This window comes from Mycobacterium sp. 050272 (assembly GCF_039023525.1).
Classification (GTDB): domain Bacteria; phylum Actinomycetota; class Actinomycetes; order Mycobacteriales; family Mycobacteriaceae; genus Mycobacterium.
On record NZ_JBCHKV010000001.1, the window covers coordinates 729,593 to 754,705 of the forward strand.

Sequence of the window (25,113 nt, forward strand, 5' to 3'; positions counted from 1 at the left end):
TCAGCGGGCGTTGATCGGCAGCACGTCGTTCACCAGCCAGTCGCTGCCCCGCTTGACCAGTGCGACCCGCAACGCCGGCGCTGCCCGACTGGGCGGCTGACCCGGTGTGTTCTGGGTGACCCGCAGGATGACCGCCACACTGGCCGCGGTGGGTCCGAGCGCCTCCACCCCGGCCGCGAGCGTCGAGGCCTGCGCCGTCACATTGCGCTGCGCGAGTTCGGCGCTGGACTTCTGATACTGCTGCTTGAACGCGTCCGCGCGTTCGGGCACCATCATCGCCGCGGCGCGGTCGATGGAGCTGGTCGGCGCGCCCGGGCTGAATGACGCCATCGCCTCCGCCATCCCGCTGGCGACCTGGGCCACGTCGCGGGAATCCTTCTTGAAGTCGCGGTCGGTGGTCGTCCAGTGCGTGTAACCGGTCAGCACCGCGGCCACCAGAGCTGCGGTGCACAAAAAGACGACCGCCAGCCGCAGCCCCGGCGCGTCGTCGTCGGTGCCGACGCTGACCGAATCCCGGCGCAGCAGCCAGAAGTTGACTCCGACGCCCTCGGTGATCAGCACCAGCAGCACCGAACACACCGACACCCACCACAGCGGCCAGTCGAGGATGACGCCGATCATCAGCAGCGCACCGATCGTGGCCAGCGGCGCCAGGATGTCGAAGGCCAGCAGCCGCCACAGGTTTCTCATCGGATCGACTCCAGATGAGAGATCATCAGCTTGCCGTCCACGTTGGAGACGTCGAGGCGCAGGCTCCAGTGCACGGTCTGCGGCTTGGCACCGACGTTCTCGCTGACCGACGTCGCGACCAGCATCACCGAATCCGTTCGGCTGGCGAACGCCGGCAGCTTGGTGGTCACCACCGGCCGCGCGACACCGGGTTGGCTGTCCAGGTCGTGGTGCACCGTCTCGATCGCCACCGACTCGATGCGCCCGCTGCTCTGCGACTGCAGCTTCTCGACCACCTGCCGGTACGGCTGCACGGTCGCGTCGAACTCGGTGTTGAGCTCGCCGACGGTCCCGTCGTGCAGCCGCTGCAAGCTGGCGTCGATGTTGGTGCTGTTCATGTTGATCAGCACTCCGGTCCAGTCGGCGGCGGTTTGCATCACGCGGCTCAGATAGGTGCGTTCGGCCGACTCGGCGCGGTGGTCGGACCAGATGATCCCGACGAGTACGACCGCGGCGACCGACAGCACGCCCAGAACCGCTGAGGCGATGCCGTACGGAGAGAAGATCGCGCCTTCGGCGTCGTCTTCGTCGTCGGACTCGGGCGCGCTGGCCTCGGCGTCCCGCTCGTCAGCTTCGGTCGCCGGCTCGGTCTGTTCGGCCCCAGGCATGGGCGCGAGGTTACCCCGCCGTCCGTTGCGGTCGGCGCAGCAGGCGTCCGGCACGCGGAAGATGGTAAGGATGGCAGGGTGACGTATGCGGCCACCCGCTCGGGCCTGGACCTGAGCCACATCGACGAAAACGCCCGTCCCCAGGACGACCTGTTCGGTTACGTGAACGGTCGCTGGCTGGCCGAGTACGAGATTCCCCCGGACCGCGCCACCGACGGCGCCTTCCGCACCCTGTTCGACCAGGCCGAGGAGCAGGTCCGCGACCTGATCATCGAAGCAAGCGAGCGCGGTGCGGCACCGGGCAGCGACGAGCAGCGCATCGGCGACCTGTACGCCAGCTTCCTCGACGAGGACACCGTCGAGCGCCGGGGCACCCAACCGCTGCACGACGAGCTGGCCGCCATCGACGGCGCGGCCGATTCGGCGGCGCTGGCCGCGGTCGTCGGCGCGCTGCAGCGCACCGGGGTCGGTGGCGGCGTCGGCGTCTACATCGACACCGACGCTAAGAACTCCACCCGCTACCTGGTACACGTCAACCAGTCCGGCATCGGGTTGCCCGACGAGTCCTACTACCGCGACGAGCAGCACGCGCAGGTGCTGGGGGCCTACCCCGGACACATCGCGCGGATGTTCGCCCTGGTCTACGGCGGGGAGGCGACAGACCACGCCGACACCGCGGCGCGCATCGTGGCGCTGGAGACCAAACTTGCCGCCGCGCACTGGGATGTGGTCAAACGTCGCGACGCCGATCTGACCTACAACCTGCGGACCTTCGCGCAGCTGCAGACCGAAGGCGCGGGTTTCGACTGGGCCGGCTGGGTCACCGCGCTGGGCAGCACCCCGCAGGCGGTCGCGGAAGTCGTTGTGCGCCAGCCTGATTACCTCACCGCGTTCGGTGTGCTGTGGGACAGTGAAGACCTAGAGGACTGGAAGCGCTGGGCGCGTTGGCGATTGATCCGCGCGCGTGCGCCGTGGTTGACCGACGCCGTGGTCGCCGCGGACTTCGACTTCTACGGCCGTCTACTGACCGGGACCGAGCAAATCCGGGACCGCTGGAAGCGCGGTGTTTCGCTGGTCGAGAGCCTGATGGGCGATTCTGTCGGAAAGCTGTACGTGCAGCGGCATTTCCCGCCCGAGGCCAAGGCCCGCATCGATGAGCTGGTGGACAACCTGCAGGAGGCCTACCGGGTCAGCATCAGCGATCTGGACTGGATGACGCCGCAGACCCGGGAGCGTGCGCTGACCAAGCTGCGCAAGTTCACCGCCAAGGTCGGCTACCCGGCGAAGTGGCGCGACTACTCCGCACTGGTCATCGACCGCGATGACCTGTACGGCAACTGCCTGCGCGGGTATGCGGTCAACCACGACCGTGAGCTGGCCAAGTTGGGTGGGCCGGTGGACCGTGACGAATGGTTCATGACGCCGCAGACCGTCAACGCCTACTACAACCCGGGGATGAACGAGATCGTCTTTCCCGCAGCCATTTTGCAGCCGCCGTTCTTCGACGCCCAGGCCGACGACGCCGCCAACTACGGTGGCATCGGGGCGGTGATCGGACACGAGATCGGGCACGGCTTCGATGACCAGGGTGCCAAGTACGACGGCGACGGCAATCTGGTCGACTGGTGGACCGATGCCGACCGCAGCGAATTCGGCGCCCGCACCAAGGCGCTGATCGAGCAGTACGAGGCCTACATCCCCCGCGAGCTCGACGGTGCCCACCACGTCAACGGCGCCTTCACCGTCGGCGAGAACATCGGCGATCTGGGCGGGCTGTCGATCGCGCTGCTCGCCTACCAGCTGTCACTCAACGGCGGACAGGCCCCGGTGATCGACGGGCTGACCGGCGTGCAGCGGGTGTTCTACGGCTGGGCTCAGGTGTGGCGCACCAAATCCCGTGCGGCTGAAGCTATCCGGCGGTTGGCCGTGGACCCGCACTCACCGCCGGAGTTCCGGTGCAACGGTGTCGTCCGCAACCTCGATGCCTTCTACAAGGCCTTCAACGTGGCCGAGGACGACGCACTGTTCCTGGCGCCGCAGCGACGGGTCCGGATCTGGAACTAGCCCCCGGCCACCGCCAACGCCTCGATGCGCGCCGGCACATGCTTGTGCCAGGGCGTTCCGGCGTAGGAGTCACGCCACCCGGTCGACGTCAGTGCGTTAGGGGCCACACCGGGGACGACGGTTCGCCCGTCATCGGCGATGTAGTCCAGCCCAAAGCCGTTGGGCAGGGCCGCATGTCCGGGCAGCATCGTCTCGGTGATCTCGACGGTCGCCTCGGCGCTGCCGGCCGCGGTGGTGATGCGCGCCCGGCATCCGTCGACGAGGCCGAGGTCCTGGGCATCCTCCACGCTGACCCGCAGCGCTCCATCGGCGTCGCGTTTGCGCCAGGACGGGTCGCGGATAATGTCGTTGGCGGTGTAAGCGCGCCGCTCCCCCACCGACAGCACGATCGGCAACTCCGCGGTGGTCAGTTGCGGCGGCGCCGCGGCCAGGGCCCGCAAATCGTGCAGCATTTCCGGGATTTCGAGGGCGATCTTGTGATCGGAGTGGCTGATCAGCGCGAAGTCGTCCTCGTAGTTGTGCGCGGTGAAGACGACCCCCGAGGGGTTGTTCAGGATAGCCTCGAACAGCGCGTTGCCGTCGGCATGACCGGCCCGCCGCACGGCCTCGGGATAAGTCATCGCCGTTTTCTGCGCCAGCCCCCACACCGCGGCGGCCCCGGCCATGCCCTCGGGCAGCGTCGGCCCGAGCGTTTCGTAGAGCACATAGGGCACCAGCCGCGCCATCGTCGGATTGCCCGCGACGGCGGTCAGGAATGCTTCGGCATACGCCTGCAGCCCCTGCTCGGCGGCCGCACGCAGCGGCCGTAGCTCCGCGTCGTCGAGGACACCGAGCGCGCGCACCAGTCGGGCCCAGATCTCCGGCTCGGGCAGTGTTCCCTCCAGCGGTTTCAGCAGTGGCCGACGCAGGTGAAAGCCGTTGTGCGGGAACTCGAAATTAAAGAACGTCGCCTCGGTCTTCTCGTACTGGGACGCCGCCGGCAACACGTAGTGTGCCAGTCGGGCGGTCTCGGTCATCGCGACGTCGACAACCACCATCAGTTCCAGGGATTGAAAAGCCTCCCGGCACGCGGTCGAGTCGGCCAACGAGTGCGCGGGATTACCACTTTCCACGATCATCGCCCGGAACCGGTCCGGGTGGTCGGTGAGGATCTCCTCGGGCACGACATTGGCGGGGATCAGGCCGGCGATGACGGGCGCCCCGGTGACGGGGGTCCGGCCCGACACCGTGCTGAACAGTGCGGCCAGCGACGAATGTAGGTGCTGGCCACCCTTTTTCGCGAAGTTGCCGGTGAAAATCCAGAGCAGCTTGTTCAGGTAGGAGCTCAGGGTGCTGTTCGGGGCCTGCTGAATCCCGAGGTCTTCGAACACCGAGACGCTCTCGGCGGTGCCGATGCGCCGCGCCGCGGCACGCAGCAGTTCTTCGTCCACGCCGCAGCGCTGCGCGTAGTCGGCGATCGGGACGTCGCGCAGCGCGGCCCGCACGGCCTCAACGCCGTGCACGTGCTCGGCGAGAAATGCTTCGTTGCACAGGTTTTCCTGAACCAGCACCGCGGCCAGGGCCGCCAGACACCAGGCGTCGGTGCCCGGTCGCACCCGCAGGTGGAAGTCGGACATCTTCGCGGTGTCGGTCACCACGGGGTCGATCACGATCAGCGAACGCCTAGGGTCCTTGGCGATCTCGTTGAGCACCACCCGGGCCCGCGGGAAGCTCTGCGACATCCAGGGGTTCTTGCCGACGAACACCGACACTTCGGCGTGCTCGAACTCGCCGCGGGTGTGGCCGCCGTACAGATGCCCGTCCACCCAGGCCTCGCCGGTCTTCTCCTGCGCCAACGCGTTTGACCGGTACTTCGACCCCAGAGCCTTGAGGAAAGCGCCGCTGTATGCCCCGCCCAGGTGGTTGCCCTGCCCACCGCCGCCGTAGTAGAAGATCTTGTCGCCGCCGTAGGTGTCACGGATGTGTTTGAAACCTTCGGCGATCTCGACAATCGCGGTGTCCCAGTCGATTTCCTCGTAGCTGCCGTCGGGGCGGCGGCGCATCGGGGAGGTGAGGCGGGCGCGGTTGTTCTGGTAGTGGTCCAGCCGCAACGCCTTGTTGCAGGTGTAGCCCTGCGATGCCGGGTGGTCCTTGTCGCCGCGGATGCGCGACAGCGTGCGATCTTCGACTTGTACGACAATGCCGCAGTTACATTCGCAGAGAATGCATGCGGTCGACTGCCACTCAGCGGCCATCGCGGGACTTCCTTTCGAACTACTTCTTCAAGGCGGCCAGCAGCGAGTTGCGCAGCTGACGGTGAATGAGATCCAGCGGCGCCACGTCGCGCCGCACCCGGGCCAACACGATGGCGCCCTCGAGCGCCGAGATGGTCAGCACCGCAAGTTCGCTGGCCTGCACTGCCGGTATGCCGTCGGCGATCAGGCGTTGCGCGACCTGGCCGTTCCAGCGCTCGAACACCGCGGCCGCTCGTTCGATGACCGGTGCCATCCGCTCACGGTCCTGCTGGTCGCCGGATTCGACGGAGACCGCCACGATCGGACAGCCCGCGCGGTAATCGCTGTCGAGCAACTGCCGGCGGTACTTGTCGATCAGTGTGTCCAGCAGGTCGAGGCTGCTGTAGGCCTTGTCGATGACGGCACCGACGTGTTCGCCGGCGTAGTCGACCGCCTCGCAGAGCAATTGGGTGCGACCACCCGGAAAGTAGTGATAGGCCGAACCGCGCGGTGCCCCGCTGTGCTCGAGAACGTCCGAGATCGCGGTGGCATGAGCGCCCCGTTCCCGGATCAACAGCGCGGCGGAGATCACCATCCGCTCCCGTGGACTGCGCATCGCCACCCCTTTCGGCCTATGTATGATGCTATACATAAGTCCCCGGCGGGCGAAAGCTCTCGGCGTGAAATTGGCGGCCATCAGCCGCTGCCGCGGTTCGGGGTGGGCGGATCTGCGGCCACTTCACCCCCAGCGGCCCACAGCACCTCGAACAGGTTGCGGTGCATCTCGACGTACTCGAGGCTCTCGACCACCAAGGCGAAGTTCTCGCGCTTGGACGAAATCATCGTCGCCGACACATCGCCGAGGATCATCGACATCGTGAAGACGTACTCGGTGGGCACATACCGGGTGCGGCGGTAGTCGTCGTAGCTGGTGGGCCAGCCGCCGGGCAGGTCCTTCTCGGGTGGCCGCAGCACATGCAGCCACAACTGCCGCTCGCGCCGGCCGGCGATGTACTCCTCCATCGCCTCGACCCCCGGCACGCTCAACAGGTCGCGCATCGACAGCACGGCGCGCAGCGGCGAAGGCCAGTCCAGGGTCTCGAACAACGCCGTCCGGATACCGCTCGCGCCGTCCAGGTACCGCACCCGCGGCGTCGTGCCGGCCTTGGCATGAAAGGCGCGCAGTTGGGGCACTACCGATTCCAGTACCCGGCGCCGCTGCCCCCATTCGTCCAGCAGTCGCTGCGGATCTGCCGCTCGCACAATGGTTCTGGGGCGTCCCCTGGCTTGCGGATCCTCGCGATGGCTGCCCCCTTCGGTCAGTGACACCAACCCCCGCCGGGCCAAGCGCTTGGCGATGTCGTATGCGTTCGTGCGGCTGATCTTCGACGCCTCGGCGAGCTGGGCAATGGTCGCCGAGTCCGTGTTGAGCGCGGCCAGGTAGAAGCGGGCCTCCTTCGGCTCCAGCCCCGCTTCAACCAGCTCTGCCCACATGGCGTCCCTCCGTCAATGGGTGGCGGCCTTTTCGAAGGCCCTTTCCACGCCGACGCCGGTCAGGGATCGAACCTCCATTTCCGCCTGCTTGGCCGGATCCTCGGGCCGGCGTCGCCCGACGTAAGTGCCGATGATTCCCAGCGCGAACGCCAGCGGAATGCTGACGATGCCGGGGTTCGCCAGCGGAAACCACGCAAAGTCGTGGTGCGGGAACATCGCCGAGCGATTTCCGGATACCGCGGGCGAGAAGATGATCAGCACCAGGCAACTGAGCAACCCGCCGTAGATACTGAACACGGCACCGAGGGTGTTGAAGTTCTTCCAGAACAACGAATACAGCAGCGTGGGCAGGTTTGCCGACGCGGCGACGGCAAAGGCCAACGCCACCAGGAATGCCACATTCTGGCCCATCGCCAGGATTCCGAGAACGATGGCCAGGATGCCGATCACGACGACCATCGCCCGCGACACCCGAACCTGTTGTTCCTCGGATGCCACACCCCGTTTGATCACGCCGGCGTAGATGTCGTGGGCGAACGAGGTGGCCGCGGTGATCGCCAGGCCGGCCACCACCGCCAGGATCGTGGCGAATGCGACGGCGGCGATCACGCCGAGGAATACCGTTCCGCCGAGCTTGAATGCCAGCAACGGCGCGGCGGAGTTCTCCTTTCCGGCGGTCGCGAGGATCACGTCAGGCCCCACCAGCCAGGCGGCGCCGTAACCGATGGCCAACGAAAACAGGTAGAAGATTCCGATCAAACCGATCGCCCAGGTGACCGAGCGACGGGCCTGGATACCGGTGGGGACCGTGTAGAAGCGCATCAGCACGTGGGGCAGGCCGGCCGTTCCCAGCACCAGGGCGATCCCCAACGACAGGAAGTCCAGCCTGGTGATGTGAGTGGCGCCGTACTTGGCGCCCGGACCCAGGATGTCGCGACCGGCGACCGCCTCGTTGGCCGAATGGGCAACCACCGCTTGGGCATTGGTGAGCAGCCGGGAGAAGTCGCCGCGTACCGCGATCACGACCAGTGCGAACATGATCGCGGCTCCGGTCACCAGCAGAATGGCCTTCACCATCTGCACGTACGTGGTGCCCTTCATGCCGCCGATCAGCACGTAGGCGATCATCAACCCACCGACGACCGCGACCACCGTCGACTGACCGACCCGGCTGCGCACGTCGAGCAGCAATGCGACGAGCCCACCGGCGCCGGCCATCTGGGCGAGCAGGTAGAACAGCGAGACCGTGAGCGTCGACACGGCGGCGGCCATCCGGACCGGACGCTGCCGCAGCCGGAAGCTCAACACGTCGGCCATCGTGAAGCGGCCGGTGTTTCGCAGCATCTCGGCGACCAGGAGCAGTGCCACCAGCCATGCCACCAAAAAGCCGATCGAGTACAGGAATCCGTCGTAGCCGTAGATCGCGATGGCGCCGGACACGCCGAGGAACGAGGCCGCCGACAGGTAGTCACCGGCGATCGCAAATCCGTTTTGCGCCCCGGAGAACTCACCGCCGCCGGTGTAGAAATCACTGGGCCGCTTGGTGGTTCGACCGGCCCAGACCACCAAGGCCATCGAACCCGCGACGAACACCCCGAAGACCGCGATGTTGAGCAATGGATTACCGATGTTGGCGGCAGCCGCAAGGGTAGCGGTCACGCGCTCGCTCCTTCGAGTTCCTCGCGGATCTTGGCGGCCCGCGGATCGAGGGTCCGGCCGGCGAAACGCAGGTAGGCGACGGTAATTCCGAAGGTCGTGACGAACTGGCCAAAGCCAAGCAGCACACCGAGATTGATGTTGCCGAACACCCTGGTCGCCATCAACGAATGCGCATAGGTGGCCAGCAGCATGTAGGCCAGATACCAGGCGAGGAAGAACGCCGTCATCGGAAAGACGAATCGGCGCAACCGGTGCCGCAGATCCTGAAACTCCGGGCTGGCTTGCATGCGCACAAAGTCGTCTGGCCCCGGGACCACTCGCGCCGCACCGAGGCTTGCCGTGGCCGAATCATTGGCTGAATGGCCATTATTGGACCGCGGCAGCGGCGCCACAGGCGGAGTGGGTCCACGTTGCTGTTGGCTACTCGCTGTTGGCTGTGACACGTGAACCTCCGAATTCAGCACCAAGTGGCGTGTCGAAAAGTGTCGACTTAAAGATTGAACGGACCGAATAGTGTTGTGCATCACTATAAGTGGCTGATCACCGTCGGCAACTCATCAGTGAAAGCCTTTACCTATCACCTGGTTGGCAGAAACTTCCAGCGGCCATCGTTGTCGAGAATTGTCGACAATCGGCTTGAAATATCATCCAAGACAATACGATTGACAGCCAATGCGCGGTGAATAGAGTGGTCTTCACGGACCAGGCCAGACCGGAAGCATTGTCGATCGATCACAACAATCTCGAGAAGGGCCACGACATGTCATCACTTCACCTCCCGACAGTGGCTGTTGCCGCCGTGAACGCCGCGCCCGTCTTCCTCGACCTGCGAGCCAGCATCGACAAAGTCGAGGACTTGGTGGCAACCGCCGCCCGAGACGGAGCGCAGTTGGTCGTGTTCGGCGAGGCGTTTCTGGCCGGCTTCCCGGTCTGGAACGCCGTGCTGCCTCCGATCGATCAGCACGGATGGCACGAGCGCCTCGTCGCCGAGTCGATCGTCGTGCCCAGCCCCGAGACGCAGCGCCTCGGCCGCATCGCCCAAGCGAACAAGGTGACGTTGTCGGTCGGGGTAAACGAACGCAATCCCGATAGCCTGGGGCAACTCTGGAACTCGAACCTGGTGTTCGACCCGAGCGGGCGCCTGGTTAATCACCGTCGCAAGCTCGTGGCCACCTGGTACGAACGCCTCACCTGGTCACACGGAGACGCTCACGACCTGCGGCCGGTCGAGCTCGACGGGTGGTACCTGGGCGCGCTCATCTGTGGCGAAAACACCAACACGCTAGCGCGATTCACCCTGCTCGCCCAGGGGGAACGGCTGCACATCGCGACCTACCCGCCGGCGTGGCCGTTCGACGGCCGGTCCGAGGACTTCGACTACGACCTCTGCGAATTCATCCGGCTTCGCAGCGCTGCCCACGCGTTCGAGGGCAAGGTATTCGTCGTCGTCGCGGCCACGACACTGGACGACACGGCCGTAAGGGCGGTCGCCGGCGGTGACACCCGCATCGAAAAGGCCTTGACGGCAACACCTCCCGCCGCGATGGTGATCGGGCCCGACGGCCGGGTCGTGGCCGGTCCGATGACCCAGGCGGAGGGAATCCTGCACGCCGAAGTCGACCTGCGCAGGGAAGTCGTCGCCAAGCAAGCCCATGACATCGTCGGCACCTACAACCGTGCGGACATCTTCAGCCTGTCGGTCGACATGACGCGCCCGACCATCCTGCGCGCGAATCACCAGGCAAGCCAACCGAATCAGGCCGACTCGGTCACCGCGGACCGCGTGGTCGTCACGAACAATCTCGGCGCGGCCCCGACCGGCTAGTTGGTGATCCAGTCGCTGGAGCCGTCGTTCTTCTTGTACGACCCACCGCTGGAGTTCTTCACGATGATCGGATCCCCGGGACCGAAGTTGTCGAAGAACCACTTGGCGTTGCTGGGGCTGATGTTGATGCAGCCGTGGCTGACGTCGCGCTTGCCCTGGTCGTCCACCGACCACGGCGCGCTGTGCACGAAGTCGCCGACATTGTCGAACCGGACAGCCAGCTCGACGGTCACCTTGTAGCCGTAGGTCGAGTTGACGGGAACCCCGTAGGTCGAGGAATCCATCACCACCGAGGGCATCTTCTCTTGCACGTAGTAGGTGCCGTTGGGGGTTTGGTGGTTACCCGCCGTCATGCCCATCGACATCGGGATGGTCTTCTCCAGGGTGCCGTTGCGGGTCACCGTCAGTTGGTGCGTCGCGTCGTCGGCCGTGGCGATCAGTTGGTCTCCGGTCCGGAAGCTGGACTTGGTGCCGCCGGCGTCGATGTTGACCGCGGTGTTGGCGGGCCAGAAGTTGATCGGGCGCCAGCGCAGCTGGGTCGGGGTCATCCAGTAGAACTTGCCCGGGACCGGCGGGATCGACGAGACGTGCACGGCGGCCTGGGCGGCGCCGGCGTCATCGACCCGTCCCGGGAAGTTGATGATGATCGGCTGGGCGACGCCCACCATCGAGCCGGTCTTCGGGACGAACGTGGGCGGCCCGAACGGCGCGGTGCCGGTGAACGGGGTCGGGTCCTGCCCGTCGGCAGCACCGGCCGCGGCCGGCACGACGCCGGGCGGCGCCCACGGCGGCGGTGGCGGCGCGTCGCCGGGCGGCGGGGGCGGCAATCCGGGCAACGGCGGCAGCTCGAACGGCGGCGGAGGCGGCGCGGGGGGCGCGGCGACCACGTTCGGGTCGGCGGGAACCGGGTCCGGGTCGGCGAGTGCGGGGCCGGCGCCGAGCACCAGCACGGCGGCGACGCCGACTGCGTTCAGAGCCGCGAAGAGGCTTGCCCTCGTCCAGCCCGACATATGCGTACCTCCAGTCAGTTACTGGACCCCAGTGTGGCATAGCGACGCCACCAGCTACCTAATCCGGGCTGGCCGCGACACCGCTTTGGCCCGGGTTTAGGCCCGGTGAACTGCTTAGCTAGGAATCGCGTGAGCTTGCCGGAGCAACGTCCAGCATCCGCCGGTTGACCGCAATTCCGACCAGCGCGATCCCCATCAAACCCGCCGATGCGGTGAGCATCGTGGCCACGCTGTGCTCGTACAACAGGCCACCGGCAAGTGAGCCGGCCATGATGCCCACCTGGAACGCCGTCACGTACAGACCGGACGCGCCGTCGGGATCGTCGGCGCCGTTGCGCATCGCGGCGGATTGCATCATCGGCGACACCGCGGTGGCCATCGCGCCCCACAGCACGATCGCGGCGGTCCCGATCAGCGCGCTCGCCACGGTGGTGGTGCGATCGCCGAACGCCAGCGCGGTCAGCACCACGAACGCTACGGTCAACCCGGCCATGCACAGAATGATGGCGCCCCGGGGCCGCCGGTCCAGCGGCCGCGCCACCAGGGGCACCGACAGCAGGCCCGCCAAACCGTACGCAGCCAGCAGCCAGGCCTGGTTCGGTCCGCGCACGCCGACGACGTCGCGGATCACCACCGAGATGTACGTGTAGGAAACGAAGTGGCCGGTCACCGCGACCATCGCGAGCAGACTGACCGTGATCAACCACGGGTTGCGGTGGTGACGCGACCGCGGGCCGACGCAGGCCAGCTGGTCCTCGGTGAGCACCATTTGCGGCAGCATCGCCCGGGCCGCGATCGTCACGACGACGGCCGCGACCAACACACACACCACCGCCAGCCGCCAGCCCCACATCAGGCTCAACGCCGCCGTCAGCGGGCTACCGACCACCAGAGCCAGGCTGGTCCCGACATAGATGGAGGTCGTCGCGCGGCCCGCATGGCTGGCCGGCACCAGCCGGGTGGCGATCGGGGCGATCACCGCCCACAGCAGGCCGTGCGTGAACGCGCACAGCACGCGCCCGGCCGCCAGCACCCCGAAGGTGGGTGCCAGCGCCGAGATGGCCTGCGAGGCGGTCAGGCAGGTCAGACTGAGCAGCAGCGCGCGCCGGCGCGGCCAGTGGGCGGTCCAGCGCACCAGCGGAACCGTCGTCAGCGCCGCGACCAGCGCATACCAGGTCAGCAGGGTGCCGACGTAGACGACACTGACATGCAGGTCGCGGGAGATCGCGGACAGCGCGCCCACCGGCAGAATCTCGGCCGTGACATAGATGAAGGCCGCCGCTGCCAGCACCGCCAGCTGCACGGCGATCCGTGGCGTCCACGTTCGCGCGGTGGCGGCGGCTGTTCCGGTTTCGGCAGTCATGGCGTGGGATACGGTATCGGCCGGGTTCCCCAGTTCCTGGGTTGTCGTGCCTAATGCGATCACACTGCCTTACCGTACGCACCTCAACAACGGGTTCGGCCAACTTAGGACCGCAACACCGGTCTCAACTACGTCACCGATCAGGAACGAACGAGACGCGCGATGGCCGCGGACGCCTCGGCCAGCTTCTCGTCGGCGTCGCTGCCGCCCTCGGCGACGGCGCGGGTCACACAGTGTCCCAGGTGCTCGTCCAGCAGGTTCAGCGCCACCGACCGCATCGCGCTGTTCACGGCGCTGATCTGGGTAAGCACGTCGATGCAGTACTTGTCGTCCTCGATCATCTTGGCGATGCCGCGCACCTGGCCCTCGATGCGCCGCAGCCGCTTGGCGTAATTGTCCTTCTGCTGCGAGTATCCGTGTGGAGTCGTCATCTCAGCCTCTCTGCGGCGTGTCAAACCTCGATGATACCCTATACCCCAGCGGGGTATAACCCGTGAAATTGGCTTGTCATGTCCGCGCATACTTGATCAATGGCCCTGCACACCGACGCGGCAACAGCCGACATCAAGCCCCGTAGTCGTGACGTCACCGACGGTCTGGAGAAGACCGCCGCCCGGGGCATGCTGCGTGCCGTAGGCATGGGCGACGAAGACTTCGCCAAGCCGCAGATCGGCGTCGCCTCGTCCTGGAACGAGATCACGCCGTGCAACCTCTCGCTGGACCGGCTGGCCAAGGCGGTCAAGGACGGGGTGTTCGCCGCCGGCGGCTACCCGCTGGAATTCGGCACCATCTCGGTCTCCGACGGCATCTCGATGGGCCACGAAGGCATGCACTTCTCCCTGGTGTCACGCGAAGTGATCGCCGACAGCGTCGAGACCGTGATGCAGGCCGAACGACTCGACGGCTCGGTGCTGCTGGCCGGCTGCGACAAGTCGCTGCCCGGCATGCTGATGGCCGCCGCGCGCCTGGACCTGGCATCGGTGTTCCTCTACGCGGGCTCGATCCTGCCGGGCGTGGCCAAACTCTCCGACGGCAGCGAGCGCGAGGTGACGATCATCGACGCGTTCGAGGCCGTCGGCGCCTGCTCGCGCGGGTTGATGTCGCGCGAGGACGTCGACGCCATCGAGCGCGCGATCTGCCCCGGCGAGGGCGCGTGCGGCGGCATGTACACCGCGAACACCATGGCCAGCGCCGCCGAGGCGCTGGGCATGTCACTGCCCGGCAGTGCCGCCCCCCCGGCCACCGACCGCCGCCGCGATGGGTTCGCCCGGCGCAGCGGACAGGCCGTCATCGAACTGCTGCGCCGCGGCATCACCGCCCGCGACATCCTCACCAAGGAAGCCTTCGAGAACGCGATCGCGGTGGTGATGGCGTTCGGCGGCTCCACCAACGCGGTGCTGCACCTGCTGGCGATCGCGCATGAGGCCGAGGTCGCACTGACGCTCGATGACTTCAGCCGGATCGGGTCCAAGGTGCCGCACCTGGCCGACGTCAAGCCGTTCGGCCGGCACGTGATGTCGCACGTCGACCACATCGGCGGCGTCCCGGTGATGATGAAGGCGCTGCTGGACGCCGGGCTGCTGCACGGCGACTGCCTCACGGTGACCGGCCGCACCCTGGCCGAGAACCTGGCCGCCATCGAACCGCCCGATCCGGACGGCAAGGTGCTGCGCGCGCTGAGCGATCCGATCCACCCGACGGGTGGGATCACGATCCTGCGTGGGAGCCTGGCCCCGGAGGGGGCGGTGGTCAAGTCGGCCGGTTTCGACTCCGACGTGTTCGAAGGCACCGCAAGGGTTTTCGACGGCGAGCGGGCCGCCCTGGACGCGCTCGAAGACGGCACCATCACCAAGGGCGACGCGGTGGTGATCCGCTACGAGGGCCCCAAGGGCGGGCCCGGGATGCGCGAAATGCTGGCCATCACCGGGGCGATCAAGGGTGCCGGGCTCGGCAAGGACGTGCTGTTGCTCACCGACGGCCGGTTCTCCGGCGGAACCACCGGCCTGTGCGTGGGACACATCGCACCGGAGGCAGTGGACGCCGGGCCGATCGCATTCCTGCGCGACGGCGATCGGATCCGGCTCGATGTGGCCGGCGGCACGCTGGACGTGCTGGGCGACGCGACCGAATTCGCTTCTCGCCAAAGTGGTTTCACGCCTCCTGCGCCGCGTTACAAGACCGGCGTGCTGGCCAAGTACGTCAAGTTGGTTAGCTCGGCCGCGATCGGCGCGGTCTGCGGCTAACCGGTTTTCGCCGCTGTACGGGCGCGGTTCAGAGCTCTTTGACCAACGCGATGGCAAAGCCGTCCCAGTGCTTGGCTCCGACCGTCTGAATCACCGCGGTGTCCAGCTGCGCGTGCTCACCCATCAGCTGCAGCGTCTCACGGGTGGCGGCCACTTTCTCGTCATCGGAATCCGGTGACAGAATTTCGCCTTCCCGAATTACGTTGTCCACCACGATGAGTGCGCCGACGCGGGTCAGCTTGACCGCCCACTCCAGATACTTGGGATAGTTTTCCTTGTCGGCATCGATGAACACCAAGTCGAACGGGTCACCGTTCAGCGTCCGCAGGGTTTCCAGCGCGGGGCCGACGACCACCTGGACCCGATCGACGACGTCGGCCCGCTTCAGATTGGCGCAGGCGACGTCGGCGTGCTTGGACTCGAATTCCAGCGTCACCACCTGTCCGTCCGGGCCCACCGCACGCGCCAGCCAAATGGTGCTGAAACCACCGAGGGTGCCGATTTCGAGAATGCGGCGCGCCTGGATGGCACCGGCCAGCAGCGACAGGAACTTGCCCTGCTGCCACGACACCGCGATCTGCGGCAGACCGGCGGCGTTGCTGGCCTCCAGCGCCGCGGACAAGGCCGGATCGTCACCGATCACGGTGCTGTCCAAGAAGGCGTCGACGTCCTGCGGGGTGGGTTTGTCGGTCATGCGATCCACGCTAGCCGCACGCGGCGCCGGGCGCCGTCTCCCACCTGGTCGCACATCCAATCGATAACAGACACACCGCCGAGGCTTTACCAGATACCCGTATGGGGTATACATTAAGTGTGGCGGCCCGCTCGTCGGGCAGCCACGGAAGGTAACCACTGGATTGCGGTGAAACCAACCGGATCCCGTAACAGACAAGGGTGATACATATGGCGCACTACGACGAGGGGACCCAGCTGACTTGCGGTCACGAGGGATGCGGATGTCGCGTCCGTATCGAGGTCGCATGCCACTGCTCGGGCGCGAACGAGGACTACCGCTGCTCCTGCGGCGAGGCATTGGTGCCCGTCAAGTAAATCCAGCCGGCCGGTCGTCGCGTTCGACGTGCCTATCAGCGCCCGAACGCACGACCGGCCAGCTCGACCTCGGCGGTCAGCCGAACCGCGACCGCCGAGGCGCCGACCGCCACCGGGTATCGGCCCGGCTCGATCCGCCAGCTGCCGCCGTCGTAACGGGCGAGCAGGCGCGGATCCGCCGAGATCGTCACCCGGCACGTCGCACCCGGGTCCAACTCGACCCGCTCGAATCCCAGCAACCGCAGGCGTTGGTGAGTCAGATACAACTGTGGGACATCCGCCCCGCTGCGCTCGCCGGTGTTGGCTACGCTGAAACTCGCCGTGACGGTGTCACCGCCGGTGACCACCAAGTCGTAGTACTCAAAGCTGGTGTAGGACAGGCCATGACCGAATGCGAATAACGGCGTGTGCCCGTTACCGGCGAGCCACCGATAGCCGACCTCGGCTCCTTCGAAGTAGTCGATCGCGGTCGGTGTGCCGAACGCGGCGCCGAGGCCGGGCAGCTCCGGGCGCGGCGTCTGGTCCAGTCCGTCCGGAAACGTGATCGGCAGGCGCCCCGACGGATTCACTCGTCCGGCAACGATCTCCGCGATCGCCTGCCCGCCGGCCTGGCCCGGATACCACGCCTGCAGGATCGCGTTCGCCGAATCTCGCCACGGCATCACCACCGGGTTACCGGTCTCCAGCACCACCACCGTGTTCGGGTTGGCGGCCGCGACCGCGGCGATGACCTCATCCTGGCCCCACGGCAGCGACAAGTCGGCACCGTCGAAACCCTCGCCCTCGACCCGGATCCCGAACACGATCGCCACGTCGGCCCGGCGCGCGGCCAGCACCGCTTCGGCCGGACTGAGGCCGGGATCGAACTCGAGCTGCGCGTGGGGCAATTGCTTCCTGAGTTCCTCGACCGGGCTGGACGGCAACAGGTACAGATTTCGGGTGCCTCCGGTCAGACCCGCTCCCCCGATCGGGACCACCTGCGCATAGCCGCCGGGAGGAACGACGGCACTCGAGCCGCAGCCAGTCGGAACTCCCAGCTGCGCGTGGCCGCCGATCACGGCGATGCGGGCATCGGGTGCCAGCGGCAGCACCCCGCGGTTCTGCAACAGCACGGTGCCCTGGCGGGCGATCTGCAGCGCAATCTCGTTGTGGGCAGCCATATCCGGCTCGGGAGCGGCCCGGTCGATACCGACCGCGAACATCGAACGCAGGATCCGCCGAACCATGTCGGACAGGCGCTCTTTGGGCAGTTTGCCGTCGGCGTAGGCGGACCGCAGCGGTTCGGTGAATGCCTCCGCACCCCAGAACACGGTGTCGATCTGGGCGCCACATTCCTGGTCCAGGCCGGACAGCGCGCACTCCCAGCTGGGCGTGGCGCCCCAGTCGGACATGACCCAACCCCGATATCCCCAAGCGTCTTTCAGGATGTCGTTGATCAGCAGCCCGTTCGCCGAGGCATAGTCACCGTTGACCTTGTTGTAGGCGGTCATCACGGCGCCGGGGGCAGACCGCTCGATCGCGATCTCAAAGGCCAGCAGGTCGGACTCGCGATGCGCGTCGGGGTCGATCATCGCGTTCAGCCAATGCCGATTGGTCTCGTTGCAGTTCAGCGAGTAATGCTTGACGGTCGAGATCACGCCCTGCTGCTGGATTCCGTTGACGGATTCGGCGGTGATTGTGGCCGTCAAAAGCGGGTCTTCCGAGACGTATTCGAAGTTGCGGCCGTTGCGCGGGTCGCGCGCCAGGTTCATCGCGCCCGCCAGTTGCACGTTGAATCCACGGCTGCGCGCCTCGCGGCCGATCACGGAGCCGGCGGCATGCGCCAGCGCCGGATCGAAACCGGCGGCCAGCGCCAGGCCGGCCGGCAGCGCGGTCGCGGTGTCACCGGCGCGGTAGCCGGGATTGGTGACGCCGAGCCCGGCATCGCTCATCCGCAGCGCCGGGATACCGAGTCGTGGAATACCCGGCACGTAGCCGGCACTCATCGGGGTGCCGGGCGGGATGCGGTCGTCCGGCAGTGGCCACAATTCCGACATCCCCATCACCGCGACCAGCAACGTGAAGCGTTCGTCGTCGGTCATCCGGCTTTCGACGTCACGGGCCCGGGCGTCCGGGTCGGCTAATTCGCCCATTTCACACCTTCTTTGGCGTACACCACCCGCAGCACGTGCCCGAGCTCCGGCCCCATCACCAACGCCGTCAGCGAGCAGAGCGTGTCGACGAACTCCGGACCGTGCGCCGGCTGCGCCTGGCACAGGTGATGTGCCACTTCGTGCAGTACCACCAGCTCGCGCAGTGCCCAGTCGGCAGTGCGCCGGTCAGGAACCGCGATAATGCCTGTGTCCTCGTAGTTTTCGTAATGAGCCGCGGTGGCGGCCCGCCGCGCGCGCACTCTCAGTGGCGCCACCTCGGGCCACCGCTCGCGTACCGCCGGCAGTGCAAGCACCTGGTCAACATAGCGCTGCACTGAGGCCACCGAGCCGAATCGCGCTTCAGGCGGCAGCGTCAATTGGGTGCCGAAGAACTCCACGGTCGACGATCGGTGCTCGGCGGCACGGTCGAACAACGTGCGGACGAACTCCTCGGCCGCATACACCTTGGCGCGCTGGGTATCCCGCTGCGGCGCCTCCCCGGCGGTCACGTGCCCAGCGCGCTCCGCGCTCCGGGCAGCTCGGTACTGTTGCCGAGCCGCGCCCGCTTGCCGGCCCGATCGCCCGCGCGCCGCGCCGCCGACGAATATCCTGCTGTCGCCCGGCTGACCTGGTATGTGCCGCGCGCCTTGGACGCCTTGCGATAGTGATCGTGCAGCTCGATATCTTTGTCCCGCAATGCGATAGCGGTTCCTGGCCGACGGCTGCTGTCCTTGGTGGCCTCGCGCCGGGCCTCTTCGCGCGCCTCGCTCAGCCGGTGGCCGATGCGTGCCCCGAAGGCCAACTGGAAGTTCAGCCGAGCGGTGATCGTCGGGGTGGGCCGGTGCGCGCCCGAGGCAAGGTAGGCATCCGAGGCGCGCACCATCTGAACGACCAGGCTGGCGTAGAGGGCGTGGCTGGCGTCGATGTCCTCGGCGAACCCGTAGGCGTAGACGAACGTCGAATTCGACGCCACATCGCAGCGCACGTCGTTGGCCGATGCGATCAGTACGAATAGCTGCACGTAGGTCCGCAACCCCTTGGTGCCGGCCGCCCCGATCGTGATGGTCCGCTGCGTCGGCGCCTGGGCCGCCGAGCGGTTGGACGAATGCGAACGGGCGACCGCCAAGTCGATGGACGCCGCCGTCGCCAACCGTTGCGCGGCCGTCATGAAGGCATCGGCCTCGTGCGCGTTGTCGGTGCCCTCGGCCTGACGCAGCAGCGCGGCGATGCGCGCCAACATTTTGTCGTCAGTCATAGCGCCGCTCCTCTTCATCGCTCCGCTCTGCATCGTCGCCGGCGCGGGTCATAGCGCCAAACTACGGGAGCATCCCGACAATTCGCTCAACGCTCACAGACGCTCGGTGATCCAGGCGACGACGTCGTCGAGCACCTGATCCTGCTCCGGTTCGTTGAAGACCTCGTGGTAGAGCCCCGGGTAGACCTTCAGCGTGACGTCGGTGGATCCCACGCATTCGACCAGCCGACGACTTCCGGCGACGGGCACCAGCCGGTCGCATTCGCCGTGCACCACCAGCAGCGGAGCGGTCAGGGCCGGCGCGCGCTGCGGCATGGTCTCGCTGACTTCCAGCATCGCCCGGCCGACACCGAACGGGATCTTTCCGTGGTAGACGAGCGGGTCGGCTTTGTAGGCGGCCACCACGGCGGGATCACGGGAGATGGCGTCGACGTCGAGGTCCTGCACCGGCACGCCGGGCAGCACCGAGCCGAGGACTTTGGCGGCGAACGCCACCAGCCCGGGCACCGCGTCCTGGGCAGCCACCACCGGCCCGGACAGCACCATCAGGTCGTAGTTGTCCGGGCGCTCGACGCCGTAGGCGAAGACGATGCCGCCGCCCATGCTGTGCCCGAGCACGATGGTTTTGAGGCCGGGGTGTTCGCGGGTGGCAATACCGACCAGGGTGTCGAAGTCGGCCGTGTATTCCGACACGTCGCGCACCAGCATGCGTTTGCCGCCGGAGCGGCCGTGCCCGCGGTGATCCAGCGCGTAGGTGACCAGTCCGGCCTGTTCGAAGCGCTGAGCGACATGGTCGTAGCGGCGGGCATATTCGCCGAGACCGTGCGACAGCACCACCACGGCCCGCGGCGGGGTATCCGGCGTCCAGACGTCGTACACGATACGGACGCCGCCGAGGCCGTCGAAGTTCCGTTCAGTGCGGGTCACGGGTCGTCCTAGTCATTAGGGGCAGCGTAATGGCTCCTGCGCCTGTGTTGTCCGAGGCGCTGCGTAGGCTCAGTCGGGTGAGCGTGCTCGCGGAGAATTGCGGCGATGCAGAAAACCCCGCCACGGGCGGGGGCCACGACGATTTCTCGGCTCATGCGGAGCCGTATCGCCGCGAGCTGCTGGCGCACTGCTACCGGATGACCGGCTCCCTGCATGACGCGGAGGACCTGGTGCAGGAGACCCTGTTGCGGGCGTGGAAGGCCTACGACCGGTTCGAAGGCAAGTCCTCGATTCGCACCTGGCTGCACCGCATCGCCACCAACACCTGCCTGACCGCGCTGGAGGGCCGCTCGCGACGGCCGCTGCCCACCGGGCTCGGCGGGCCCAGCTCGGACCCGACCGCCGAACTGGCGGAACGCCGTGAGGTGCCCTGGCTGGAACCGCTGCCCGACATGACCGAGGATCCGGCCGACCCGTCGGTGATCGTGGGCTCGCGCGAGTCGGTGCGGTTGGCATTTGTCGCTGCGCTGCAGCACCTCTCACCGCGGCAGCGAGCGGTGCTGCTGTTGCGCGACGTGCTGCAGTGGAAGTCCGCCGAGGTGGCCGACGCGATCGGTACCACCCCGACCGCGGTCAACAGCCTGCTGCAGCGGGCCCGGACCCAGCTGGAAACCGTCGGGCCCAGCACGAATGACCGCCTGACGCCGCCGGATTCGTCCGAAGCGCAGGACCTGCTGGCCCGCTACATCGCAGCCTTCGAGTCCTACGACATCGACCGGCTGGTCGAGCTGTTCACCGCCGAGGCGGTGTGGGAGATGCCACCGTACACCGGTTGGTATCAAGGCCCGCGGGCCATCATCACCCTGATTCATCAGCAGTGCCCCGCCGAACACCCCGGCGACATGCGGATGATCCCGCTGATCGCCAACGGGCAGCCCGCCGCGGCGATGTACATGCGGGCCGGCGCGCAGCACGTGCCGTTCCAGCTGCACGTGCTCGATGTCGGCACCGACGGGGTGTCGCATGTGGTTGCATTTCTGGACGACACTTTGTTCACGAAGTTCGGGCTGCCCCGCTCCCTGTGACGGGGCGGACCCCGATCCGAGAAGGGTTGCGCCCATGACGGAATCCCCCAGCATCACGCCGGTGTCCGGCAAGCCGCTCTTGTTGTTGGGCGGCTTCGATATCGGCGACCTCGGCTATGTCACCGAAGAGTTCTTCGTCTCGGGCACGGCCACGTCGTACGCGCCGGCCTCGGAATTGCAGCCCGACGGCCGTTGGACCGTAACACCTTCCGGCACCGTCGATTACACGACCCGGGTCGTGGTGCTCACGCCGTCTGATCCGGCGCGGTTCAACGGGACCGTGCTGGTCGAGTGGCTCAACGTCAGTGGCGGCATCGACGCACCGGCGGTGTGGATGATGGCGCACCGCGAAATCATCCGGTCGGGCTACGCCTACGTCGCGGTCTCCGCGCAGAAGGTCGGGGTGGACGGCGGTGCCAGTTTGCTCGGTTTCGACATGTCGCTCAAGAGCCAGGACCCGACGCGCTATGCGGCACTGAGTCACCCAGGCGATGCGTTCAGCTTCGACATCTTCTCGCAGACCGGCGAGCTGGCCCGCAGTGCCGACATCCTGCGCGGCCTGCGGCCTGAACACGTTGTCGCCCTGGGCGAATCGCAATCGGCGATGTTCCTGACCACCTACGTCAACGCGGTCGATCCGCTGGCTGGAGTCTACGACGGCTTCTTGGTGCATTCGCGATTCGCTTCCGCCGCACCGCTGGACGGCGGCTCGGTCCTTGACGAATTTCAGGTGAACGTGCCCCAAGCCGTCAACTTCCGCGCCGACCTGCGCGTGCCGCTGCTGACGATCATCACCGAAACCGACCTGTTCGGCGCCGTGCGGCATGGCTACTACTTCGCCCGGCAACCCGACAACGAGCGGTTGCGGGTCTGGGAGATCGCCGGTGCCGCGCACGCCGACAACTACACGATCCAGGTGGCACCGATCGACAGCGGCTCGGCGCCACTGCAGGACATCCTGGCCGCCTATGCACCCACCAACATGCTGATGGGCCAGCAACTCGACCATTACATCAATTTCGCGCCGCAGCATCACTATGTCGTACAAGCGGCGATCGCGGCGCTGACCACTTGGGTCCGGACCGGTCACGCAGCGCCGGCTGCCCCTCCCCTTGAGATGAGCGAAGCCGAACTGCCCCAACCGATTCTGGATCGCAACGGCCTCACACGCGGCGGCCTGCGGACGCCGTGGGTAGACGTGCCGCTGGCCCGGACGTCGGGGGACGGCGCCTGGGACAACGCGCCGCAGAACGTGATGTCGGCGATCTTCGGTTCGGGCGAGCCTTTCGACGAGGCCACCGTGCGGCGGCTCTACCCGGGCGGGGCCGCGCAGTACCTGGGCAGTTTCATGACGGCGCTGGATGCGGCCATCCGGTCCGGCTTCATCCTGCCCGCAGACCGTGCCGAGATCCTCGAGCTGGCCAGCGCCACCTACCCCGGCGACGATTCCTGAAGTCCGCGTTCATCTTTCGCCGGCCAGCACGTCGCGCACCGCGGCGTCGACGGTGCTCAGCACCTCGGGGTCGATGCCCGAGCGGCCACGCACCAGGATCGAGGCGGCATTGGGCGCCGGCAGGCCCTCGGCCGGGCACACGCCATCGGGAAGCTTGTCGATCTTCGGCAGCAGAGCCAACCCGAGACCCGAGCGCACCGCCGCGTAAAGCCCGGCCAGATCACCACATTCGGCCACCACCTCGTAGTCGACTCGATGCTTCTCGAGCAGCGCGAAGGCCGGCTCGCGCAGGGTGCACGGTTCGGCATAGATCACCAATGGCAGTGGCCCTGCCTGCTGAAAACTGAATGTCCGCGCTGAAACCCATTGCAGCTGAACGATTCCCGAAGCATTAGCACGATCCAGCCCGGATCCGTCGAGCATGATCGCCAAGTCCACCAGCCCGCGGTCGATCGCGTCCGCCAGGGAAACGTTGCGGTCCAGCCGGAATCGCGGCCGTCGGTCGGGCAGGCGTTCGCGCAGTACGCGGGTCAGGGCGGGCAGCATCACGTCGGCGCCGTGCTCGGTGGCGCCGACCGTAAGCACCTTCTGTTCGGTCGCGCCGAGATCGTCGAGCGCCGCGTCGTGTGCGGCCAGAATCGTGCGTGCATGCCGCAGCACCCGCTGACCCATCTCGGTGAACAAGACGCCTCGCCCGGAGCGCTCCACCACGGGCGCGCCGACCACACTCTCGACTTTTCGCAAGTGCTGACTGACCGCGGACTGACTCAGGTGCAGCGCGGCGGCCGCGCGGTGAAATCCGCCACAGTCGGCCACCGCGACGAGGCTGCGCAGCGGCGCGATTTCGAGTACCTGGGCCATCCCGTCACCCTAGTTCGATCAGGATAAATGATCAATTATTCAGGTTTGAGCGGTAAATACGCGCCCAACTGGCTTTAATCGATAAGCAATCGTAATCGGTTCTGATCGCCAAAAATCGTTGGACGTAATAGGTGGCCGTTCGCAAGCATGGGGGCATGCACCTGCCACGCATGCCCTTGAGTACCGCTTCGGCGGTGACGTTGACCTATGCGATCGGGTATCCCATCGGCGCCCTGGCGGTGGCCGAGATGACCCCGATGGCCGTGCTGGTGCTGCGCTTCGGATTCGCCGCCGTCATCCTCGCGGCGTGGGCCCTGCTGGCCCGGGCGTCGTGGCCACGCGGCGCGCAGTTCGGTCATGTCATCGTCGCGGGCCTGCTGATCCAGGCCGTGCAGTTCTGCTGCCTGTACGAGGCCTTGCTGCTCGGGGCGTCCGCGGTGCTCTGCGCGGTGGTGATCGCGATGAATCCCGTGATGACGGCCATCCTGGCCACGCTGTTCCTGCGCGAGCCGCTTGGCCGGCTGCGGATCGTCGCCCTGGTTCTCGGCGTCGCCGCGGTACTCGCCGCCTGTGCGCGGAGACTGATGGGCATGCACGGCGTCGACCCAGTCATGTTGCTGCTTTTGCTTGGGCTGCTTGGCCTTTCGGCTGGCGGGGTGTATCAGCAGCGGTTCTGCAAGGGCGTCGACTTCCGCACGATGAGTGCAGTGCAAAACTCCGTGGCGTTCATTCCCGCGGCGGCGCTCGCGCTGCTAACACCGTTCGCCGTGCACGATGCGGGCAAAGCCGCGGCCGCGATCGCGGCCATGGTGCTGTTCAATGCGACGCTCGCGGTCAGCATTTACCTGCGCGCCATCAGCATTCACGGAGCGGCGGCGGTGGCGATGCTGTTCGCGATCATCCCGGCGGCCGCCGCGGTGCTGAGCTGGCTGATGCTGGGTCAGCGCCCGGACGTCGGAGTCGCGATCGGACTGCTCGTCGGTGGCCTGGCATGCTGGCTGAACAGCCGGGCCGCCGACCGGCACCGCGGCGTGCAGACACCAAGCCCCGAGCGGGAATTCGCGCCCGCGGCACGCAACATGGTGGGTTGCACAGCGGCCGAGTAGTGACGGCGATCGCCGTTGGCGGCGGATAAACTTGTC

General features: G+C 67.0%; 22 protein-coding genes and 1 pseudogene. 7 read left to right on the plus strand and 16 right to left on the minus strand.

The window, feature by feature from the left end; genetic code table 11:
• Both AAHS21_RS03575 and AAHS21_RS03580 read right to left on the minus strand, forming a co-directional pair.
• A complete protein-coding gene (locus tag AAHS21_RS03575) occupies window positions 1-690 on the minus strand; it encodes a hypothetical protein (RefSeq protein WP_342926303.1) in 690 nt (229 codons plus the stop codon).
• A complete protein-coding gene (locus AAHS21_RS03580; protein WP_342926304.1) occupies window positions 687-1,337 on the minus strand; it encodes a hypothetical protein in 651 nt (216 codons plus the stop codon). Before AAHS21_RS03580 ends, AAHS21_RS03575 begins: the two co-directional genes overlap by 4 nt.
• Window positions 1,338-1,415: 78 nt before the next feature.
• On the opposite strand from AAHS21_RS03580, the gene AAHS21_RS03585 reads away from it, so the two are divergent.
• Window positions 1,416-3,401: a M13 family metallopeptidase gene (locus AAHS21_RS03585; RefSeq protein WP_342926305.1), complete on the plus strand. Its 1,986-nt coding sequence runs from the start codon at window positions 1,416-1,418 to the stop codon at window positions 3,399-3,401.
• On the opposite strand, the gene AAHS21_RS03590 is transcribed toward AAHS21_RS03585, so the two are convergent.
• From AAHS21_RS03590 to AAHS21_RS03610, 5 genes are all read right to left on the minus strand, one after another.
• On the minus strand, window positions 3,398-5,635 hold the full coding sequence (locus AAHS21_RS03590; RefSeq protein ID WP_342926306.1) for a molybdopterin-dependent oxidoreductase: 2,238 nt from the start codon (window positions 5,633-5,635) through the stop codon (window positions 3,398-3,400). The genes AAHS21_RS03585 and AAHS21_RS03590 overlap by 4 nt on opposite strands.
• Before the next feature lie 19 nt (window positions 5,636-5,654).
• The gene (locus AAHS21_RS03595; RefSeq protein WP_342926307.1) at window positions 5,655-6,230 is read right to left on the minus strand and encodes a TetR/AcrR family transcriptional regulator; all 576 of its coding nucleotides are present in this window, start codon (window positions 6,228-6,230) and stop codon (window positions 5,655-5,657) included.
• Between the two features lie 80 nt (window positions 6,231-6,310).
• On the minus strand, window positions 6,311-7,108 hold the full coding sequence (locus AAHS21_RS03600) for a helix-turn-helix domain-containing protein (protein ID WP_342926308.1): 798 nt from the start codon (window positions 7,106-7,108) through the stop codon (window positions 6,311-6,313).
• Between the two features lie 12 nt (window positions 7,109-7,120).
• The gene (locus AAHS21_RS03605) at window positions 7,121-8,767 is read right to left on the minus strand and encodes a cation acetate symporter (protein ID WP_342926309.1); all 1,647 of its coding nucleotides are present in this window, start codon (window positions 8,765-8,767) and stop codon (window positions 7,121-7,123) included.
• The gene (locus AAHS21_RS03610; protein WP_342926310.1) at window positions 8,764-9,084 is read right to left on the minus strand and encodes a DUF485 domain-containing protein; all 321 of its coding nucleotides are present in this window, start codon (window positions 9,082-9,084) and stop codon (window positions 8,764-8,766) included. The genes AAHS21_RS03605 and AAHS21_RS03610 overlap by 4 nt, the downstream gene beginning before the upstream one ends.
• A gap of 467 nt (window positions 9,085-9,551) precedes the next feature.
• Here AAHS21_RS03610 and AAHS21_RS03615 point away from each other — a divergent pair, with 467 nt between their 5' ends.
• A complete protein-coding gene (locus tag AAHS21_RS03615; protein ID WP_342926311.1) occupies window positions 9,552-10,592 on the plus strand; it encodes a carbon-nitrogen hydrolase family protein in 1,041 nt (346 codons plus the stop codon).
• Here the strand turns inward: AAHS21_RS03615 and AAHS21_RS03620 are convergent.
• The 3 genes from AAHS21_RS03620 to AAHS21_RS03630 all read right to left on the minus strand — a co-directional run bounded on the left by AAHS21_RS03620 (window position 10,589) and on the right by AAHS21_RS03630 (window position 13,396).
• Entirely contained in the window at window positions 10,589-11,602 is a 1,014-nt protein-coding gene (locus tag AAHS21_RS03620) for a L,D-transpeptidase (RefSeq protein ID WP_342926312.1), read from the minus strand. The two genes, AAHS21_RS03615 and AAHS21_RS03620, sit on opposite strands and share 4 nt — an antisense overlap.
• Window positions 11,603-11,720: 118 nt before the next feature.
• On the minus strand, window positions 11,721-12,965 hold the full coding sequence (locus AAHS21_RS03625; protein WP_342926313.1) for an MFS transporter: 1,245 nt from the start codon (window positions 12,963-12,965) through the stop codon (window positions 11,721-11,723).
• Between the two features lie 140 nt (window positions 12,966-13,105).
• Window positions 13,106-13,396: a metal-sensitive transcriptional regulator gene (locus tag AAHS21_RS03630; RefSeq protein ID WP_096283861.1), complete on the minus strand. Its 291-nt coding sequence runs from the start codon at window positions 13,394-13,396 to the stop codon at window positions 13,106-13,108.
• Window positions 13,397-13,495: 99 nt separating this feature from the next.
• Between AAHS21_RS03630 and ilvD the strand changes: the two genes are divergently transcribed.
• Complete coding sequence (gene ilvD, locus AAHS21_RS03635; RefSeq protein ID WP_342926314.1) at window positions 13,496-15,208, plus strand: dihydroxy-acid dehydratase; 1,713 nt, start codon at window positions 13,496-13,498, stop codon at window positions 15,206-15,208.
• Window positions 15,209-15,236: 28 nt separating this feature from the next.
• Here ilvD and AAHS21_RS03640 read toward each other — a convergent pair whose 3' ends face one another.
• Window positions 15,237-15,902 carry an O-methyltransferase gene (locus AAHS21_RS03640; protein ID WP_342926315.1) on the minus strand — a complete coding sequence of 222 codons (666 nt, stop codon included), beginning with the start codon at window positions 15,900-15,902 and terminating at the stop codon, window positions 15,237-15,239.
• Between the two features lie 200 nt (window positions 15,903-16,102).
• On the opposite strand from AAHS21_RS03640, the gene AAHS21_RS03645 reads away from it, so the two are divergent.
• A complete protein-coding gene (locus AAHS21_RS03645) occupies window positions 16,103-16,258 on the plus strand; it encodes a metallothionein (RefSeq protein ID WP_090598597.1) in 156 nt (51 codons plus the stop codon).
• Between the two features lie 35 nt (window positions 16,259-16,293).
• Here AAHS21_RS03645 and AAHS21_RS03650 read toward each other — a convergent pair whose 3' ends face one another.
• The 4 genes from AAHS21_RS03650 to AAHS21_RS03665 form a co-directional block, all read right to left on the minus strand.
• On the minus strand, window positions 16,294-18,390 hold the full coding sequence (locus AAHS21_RS03650) for a beta-glucosidase (protein WP_342926316.1): 2,097 nt from the start codon (window positions 18,388-18,390) through the stop codon (window positions 16,294-16,296).
• The gene (locus tag AAHS21_RS03655) at window positions 18,378-18,899 is read right to left on the minus strand and encodes a TIGR04338 family metallohydrolase (RefSeq protein WP_342926317.1); all 522 of its coding nucleotides are present in this window, start codon (window positions 18,897-18,899) and stop codon (window positions 18,378-18,380) included. Before AAHS21_RS03655 ends, AAHS21_RS03650 begins: the two co-directional genes overlap by 13 nt.
• Window positions 18,896-19,645 carry a DUF2786 domain-containing protein gene (locus tag AAHS21_RS03660; protein ID WP_096283853.1) on the minus strand — a complete coding sequence of 250 codons (750 nt, stop codon included), beginning with the start codon at window positions 19,643-19,645 and terminating at the stop codon, window positions 18,896-18,898. The genes AAHS21_RS03655 and AAHS21_RS03660 overlap by 4 nt, the downstream gene beginning before the upstream one ends.
• 93 nt (window positions 19,646-19,738) lie before the next feature.
• A complete protein-coding gene (locus tag AAHS21_RS03665) occupies window positions 19,739-20,527 on the minus strand; it encodes a lysophospholipase (protein WP_342926567.1) in 789 nt (262 codons plus the stop codon).
• Between AAHS21_RS03665 and AAHS21_RS03670 the strand changes: the two are divergent.
• A pseudogene (locus tag AAHS21_RS03670) lies at window positions 20,526-21,657 on the plus strand (sigma-70 family RNA polymerase sigma factor). The gene AAHS21_RS03665 and the pseudogene AAHS21_RS03670 sit on opposite strands and share 2 nt — an antisense overlap.
• 34 nt (window positions 21,658-21,691) lie before the next feature.
• A complete protein-coding gene (locus AAHS21_RS03675; protein WP_342926318.1) occupies window positions 21,692-23,110 on the plus strand; it encodes an alpha/beta hydrolase domain-containing protein in 1,419 nt (472 codons plus the stop codon).
• 9 nt (window positions 23,111-23,119) lie between these two features.
• Here the strand turns inward: AAHS21_RS03675 and AAHS21_RS03680 are convergent, their stop codons facing one another.
• Window positions 23,120-23,971, minus strand: a complete 852-nt coding sequence (locus AAHS21_RS03680) for a LysR family transcriptional regulator (protein ID WP_342926319.1) — start codon at window positions 23,969-23,971, stop codon at window positions 23,120-23,122.
• Window positions 23,972-24,141: 170 nt separating this feature from the next.
• Between AAHS21_RS03680 and AAHS21_RS03685 the strand changes: the two genes are divergently transcribed.
• Complete coding sequence (locus AAHS21_RS03685) at window positions 24,142-25,077, plus strand: DMT family transporter (protein ID WP_342926568.1); 936 nt, start codon at window positions 24,142-24,144, stop codon at window positions 25,075-25,077.
• The last annotated feature ends 36 nt before the right edge of the window (window positions 25,078-25,113 follow it).

Coding starts and splice junctions, on each gene's coding strand:
- AAHS21_RS03675 (WP_342926318.1), top strand. CDS start 21,692: ATGACGGAATCCCCCAGCATCACGCCGGTGTCCGGCAAGCCGCTCTTG.
- AAHS21_RS03580 (WP_342926304.1), bottom strand. CDS start 1,337: ATGCCTGGGGCCGAACAGACCGAGCCGGCGACCGAAGCTGACGAGCGG.
- AAHS21_RS03660 (WP_096283853.1), bottom strand. CDS start 19,645: ATGACTGACGACAAAATGTTGGCGCGCATCGCCGCGCTGCTGCGTCAG.
- AAHS21_RS03575 (WP_342926303.1), bottom strand. CDS start 690: ATGAGAAACCTGTGGCGGCTGCTGGCCTTCGACATCCTGGCGCCGCTG.
- AAHS21_RS03630 (WP_096283861.1), bottom strand. CDS start 13,396: ATGACGACTCCACACGGATACTCGCAGCAGAAGGACAATTACGCCAAG.
- AAHS21_RS03640 (WP_342926315.1), bottom strand. CDS start 15,902: ATGACCGACAAACCCACCCCGCAGGACGTCGACGCCTTCTTGGACAGC.
- AAHS21_RS03625 (WP_342926313.1), bottom strand. CDS start 12,965: ATGACTGCCGAAACCGGAACAGCCGCCGCCACCGCGCGAACGTGGACG.
- AAHS21_RS03595 (WP_342926307.1), bottom strand. CDS start 6,230: ATGCGCAGTCCACGGGAGCGGATGGTGATCTCCGCCGCGCTGTTGATC.
- AAHS21_RS03590 (WP_342926306.1), bottom strand. CDS start 5,635: ATGGCCGCTGAGTGGCAGTCGACCGCATGCATTCTCTGCGAATGTAAC.
- ilvD (WP_342926314.1), top strand. CDS start 13,496: ATGGCCCTGCACACCGACGCGGCAACAGCCGACATCAAGCCCCGTAGT.
- AAHS21_RS03650 (WP_342926316.1), bottom strand. CDS start 18,390: ATGGGCGAATTAGCCGACCCGGACGCCCGGGCCCGTGACGTCGAAAGC.
- AAHS21_RS03680 (WP_342926319.1), bottom strand. CDS start 23,971: ATGGCCCAGGTACTCGAAATCGCGCCGCTGCGCAGCCTCGTCGCGGTG.
- AAHS21_RS03685 (WP_342926568.1), top strand. CDS start 24,142: ATGCCCTTGAGTACCGCTTCGGCGGTGACGTTGACCTATGCGATCGGG.
- AAHS21_RS03600 (WP_342926308.1), bottom strand. CDS start 7,108: ATGTGGGCAGAGCTGGTTGAAGCGGGGCTGGAGCCGAAGGAGGCCCGC.
- AAHS21_RS03620 (WP_342926312.1), bottom strand. CDS start 11,602: ATGTCGGGCTGGACGAGGGCAAGCCTCTTCGCGGCTCTGAACGCAGTC.